Below are 3,809 nucleotides of genomic sequence, written 5' to 3' on the forward strand. Positions count from 1 at the left end.
AATATTAAAAAAATTAATTATTTACTTTTGCTATTTATGTTATAATCTTAATCATTATTCTTTATATTATTTAAAACATTAAAAAAAATTTAACAATTTAAATATTAACTATAAAAAATTGCTTCCTTATAATAATAAAAATTAATACTATTAAATTTTATATACTAAGATTTATTATTTTTAAAAATAGAATAATATTTGAAATTTTATATAAGGTATTATTCTATTTATGGAAATTTAAGATATTATCTTCATAATTATAAAAAAGAAAGGATATATAAATGAAATTATTTTATGAATTAAAGGAAGCATTAACTAAAAAAAGTAACAGAGGACTAATAATTTACTTATTAGCAAATTTTATTGTGGTTTGGTTGCTACTAGGGAAAATTATAACATCTATAATATTTGGAGATTTAATAACTAGCTTTGGAATATCAAAGGTTAGCCAAAAATATTCAGATATAATTACAGTACTAAGTATCCCTACAATATTTTCAATTTATTATTTAGGACTTATATCAAGCTTAACTTCATTAGGAGAATGGTTTTTAAGAATAAGAGTAAAAGCTAAAAAAATTACAAATGAATCACATAAAGCTAGATTATATCCTATTTTTGATGAAGTTTATAAAAGAGTACTTATAAAAAATCCTGAAGTTTCTAAAGATATAAAGCTGTTTATAACAGATAATAAAATTCCTAATGCTTTTGCAGCTGGAAAAAATACTATTATACTAACAACAGGACTATTAACTTTAAGTGATGAACAGATAAAAGGAATTTTAGCACATGAATTTGCTCATATAGTAAATAAAGACACTACTCTTTTATTATTAACTAGAGCAGGCAATATACTTTTTAATATTTATGTTATGATAGCAACTTTTATTTGTTATTTTGTTGGGAGTTTCTTTAGTGATCATAAAAGAGGAAATTATACTATACCAATAATTCTTAGGTTTATATTTGTTGGAGTTATAGAAAAACTTTTAAATCTTTTATACTTGTTTTCTCTTAAATCTTCAAGAGAAAATGAATATGAGGCAGATAAATACTCAGCTCAATTAGGCTATGGGGAATCTTTAGCAGTTGCTTTAGATTTAATATGTAATGAAGACTATATTACAGGGTTTATGGAAGATTTAAAAGCTTCTCATCCTAAAACACATTTAAGAATTGAAAGACTAGAATCAATAGTACAATTTAATTAAAATTTACCATTAATCTATAACTAGAGCCAGTAATTTTTCTACTAGCTCTAGTTTTTGATTTTAATTCTTTATTTAAAGTTTATTTTTTATTTTTAAAGATTGTCTAAATTGCTCTGCTTCAGCTATTTTTTTGAATTCTACTGTTTTATCAAAGCTCTTTTTAACAACATCTTCAATTTCTTCTAATGTAACATTAAAGAATTCTCTACGTGAATTAATCATATTAACTTTTTTATTCTCAAAAGCTTTGTGTAAGGCATTTTCTAGCTTAGGAGCATCTTCTGTAAATATCATAGCATGTACATCAAAATTAAATGGTACTGATGCTCCTCCTAATTCATCAACTCTATCCTGTGGGTCTAATCTTCTAGTCATACCAATTTTATATATATTTTCTCCAAAAGTTCCTATATTAGAAATTATGTATACATATCCTGCTTTTTGATTATTTTGTCTATAATCTATATCTTTTAAATTCTTATCTAACTCTGAAATTTTATCTTCTAACTCAGATTTTTTATTAATAAGGGCTTGTCTTTGTTCTTCACTAATTTCCTTATTTTCAAGTTGTCCCATTAAAGAGTTTAATGCATTATTAAAGTGTTTTAAATCTTTATCAATATTCTTTTTAGCACTGTCTAATTCCTTCTGCAATCTTGCTTGTTCTCTTAATTCTTCACGAGTACGCTTTAATTCTTCTTTCTCCTCTTGCTTTTTCACCTGATATTCATAAGCTAAATTTAATTCTTCAAGCTTTAAATGTAAAAAATACTCTGTTAACTCTACTCTATTACTAGTATTTATTTTATTCAAATCCTGAAAAGCTTTAATTATTCTTTTTTTCATACTATCTATATTACTAAACTTAACTCTATCAATAACATTTTCACATTCTGTATTAAAAGATCTAATAATTTGTTTAATGTTATTATCAGTCATTTTTTTACCTTTGGCTTTACTTCCATCTACTGTCCAACCATCAAAATAATTTACTGCTGTTTTATCTTTAATTAATCTTTTTTGTTCTCTTCTAATAGAATCTAATTTTTCTTTATATTTCTCTGAAGTTGCAAAGTCATAAATAGGTTGATATAGGCTAAAATCCTGCATTAATAAATCCTCATCTAAGATTATTAATTTTGATTTACGCTCCTCTATTTTTTTATTTATATCTAATTGCTCTGATTCTAAATCTTTCACTTCATTTTCCAATGAAGTTTTCTTTTCTTCCAATTCTTTTATATGCTGATTAATTTCTTTTACATTTAAAAGCTCTGGTGATAATAATTTTTTAGTTTCCTCTAACTCTTTTTTTAAACTTTCATTTTCCTTAGCTTTAAACAAATCCATTAGTCCCATAATAAATTTCTCACTTTCTGTTAAACTTTGGTTTATAATTGTCTTTCTCTTTCTTCAATTAAATTACTAAGTTCTTTTAAATCTTCTAAAGTAGCTTTATTTCTTATAAAACTTCTTGCAGCACTTCTACCTCTTAAGTAATTAGCATGATCTTTATTGTTTTTTCTCCAATTATCATCTACTCTTTTCTGTGCTTCAGATAAGCCATTAACTTTTTCCATCTTATAACTCCTTACTGTTTTAATTTAATAGTACATATATATAACTTATTATACTGTTAAATTAAAATAGAATCTATCTATACAAAGTCCCCTTACTATTTTAAAGTAAATGCTCTAGCATAGCACTAAAAAAATCCATCTCGATTATCTTTGTTTTTAGGTATAATTTGTTTATTTGAATCCATATTTTTTCTTATTATTGGTATTGAAATACTATATTTTTTACTAGAAAGAAAACGAATAGTTTATATTGCTATAGGAATATGTGTATATCTTATTAACTTTATATTGAATATAGTATTAGCATATCTTTTTATAAAGAAAGGTTATTCTGAAGGTAGTTTAAGAATTACTAGGTTTAGATTTTTAATTACTGCTCTAACAGTTGCTATTGCAATAATAGTTATTATTAATCTTAATTTTTATGAAATTACTTTATTATACCCAAATATGGTAAAAACTAATGTTTTATCATATGCTGTTATGCTTATAACATTAAGCCAGTTAATTGTTGTAGGTACAATAAATATATACAAATATATTTATATGGAAAAATAATCGACTAGTTTTATGGTATTCTCAAATTAAGACAATAATAAGAAGAGTTTAACTATAACAAAAAAGTTAGAATAGCTATTACTAATAATATAATTATAGATAAGAGTAGAGATATATAGGTATGACAGTATATTAGTAAGTGAGTATGATAGTAAAATATATTAGTTGATAGAACCCTATTTAAATAATATAATTATAGATATATATTAGGCGATTGTGAAATTAAGATTTAAAAAATTGTGGATAACTTTTAAAAAAACCAATATTTTGATTTAAATTTGTGCATGAAAATATAGACCCTAACAAAAACGGTCTTTTACAGAAAGATTATGAAATTAGACTGTGGATATGTGATTAAGCTGATATTAAATATAGTTTTCTAATACTTCTAATATATTTTATGTCATTTAAAGAGTAGGCTAAAATAACATTTATTAGTTTAGAAATAGCTGTTAAA

The 3,809-nt window shown here is 23.4% G+C and carries 3 protein-coding genes; 1 reads left to right on the plus strand and 2 read right to left on the minus strand.

Translation table 11 applies throughout. The features are described from left to right. The first annotated feature begins 281 nt into the window (after positions 1-281). Positions 282-1,214 carry a M48 family metalloprotease gene (locus GBZ86_RS13585; protein WP_152891518.1) on the plus strand — a complete coding sequence of 311 codons (933 nt, stop codon included), beginning with the start codon at positions 282-284 and terminating at the stop codon, positions 1,212-1,214. 72 nt (positions 1,215-1,286) lie between these two features. On the opposite strand, the gene GBZ86_RS13590 is transcribed toward GBZ86_RS13585, so the two are convergent. Both GBZ86_RS13590 and GBZ86_RS13595 read right to left on the minus strand, forming a co-directional pair. Beyond that, positions 1,287-2,573: an SNIPE associated domain-containing protein gene (locus tag GBZ86_RS13590; protein WP_152891520.1), complete on the minus strand. Its 1,287-nt coding sequence runs from the start codon at positions 2,571-2,573 to the stop codon at positions 1,287-1,289. Between the two features lie 32 nt (positions 2,574-2,605). Next, positions 2,606-2,794, minus strand: coding sequence for a hypothetical protein (locus GBZ86_RS13595; protein WP_152891522.1), 189 nt, complete (start codon positions 2,792-2,794; stop codon positions 2,606-2,608). Between the last annotated feature and the right edge of the window lie 1,015 nt (positions 2,795-3,809).

Source organism: Clostridium tarantellae (assembly GCF_009295725.1).
Lineage (GTDB): Bacteria > Bacillota > Clostridia > Clostridiales > Clostridiaceae > Sarcina > Sarcina tarantellae.

Excerpts from the sequence above, each read along its gene's own strand:
- GBZ86_RS13585 (WP_152891518.1), top strand. The coding sequence starts at position 282 with ATGAAATTATTTTATGAATTAAAGGAAGCATTAACTAAAAAAAGTAAC.
- GBZ86_RS13590 (WP_152891520.1), bottom strand. The coding sequence starts at position 2,573 with ATGGGACTAATGGATTTGTTTAAAGCTAAGGAAAATGAAAGTTTAAAA.
- GBZ86_RS13595 (WP_152891522.1), bottom strand. The coding sequence starts at position 2,794 with ATGGAAAAAGTTAATGGCTTATCTGAAGCACAGAAAAGAGTAGATGAT.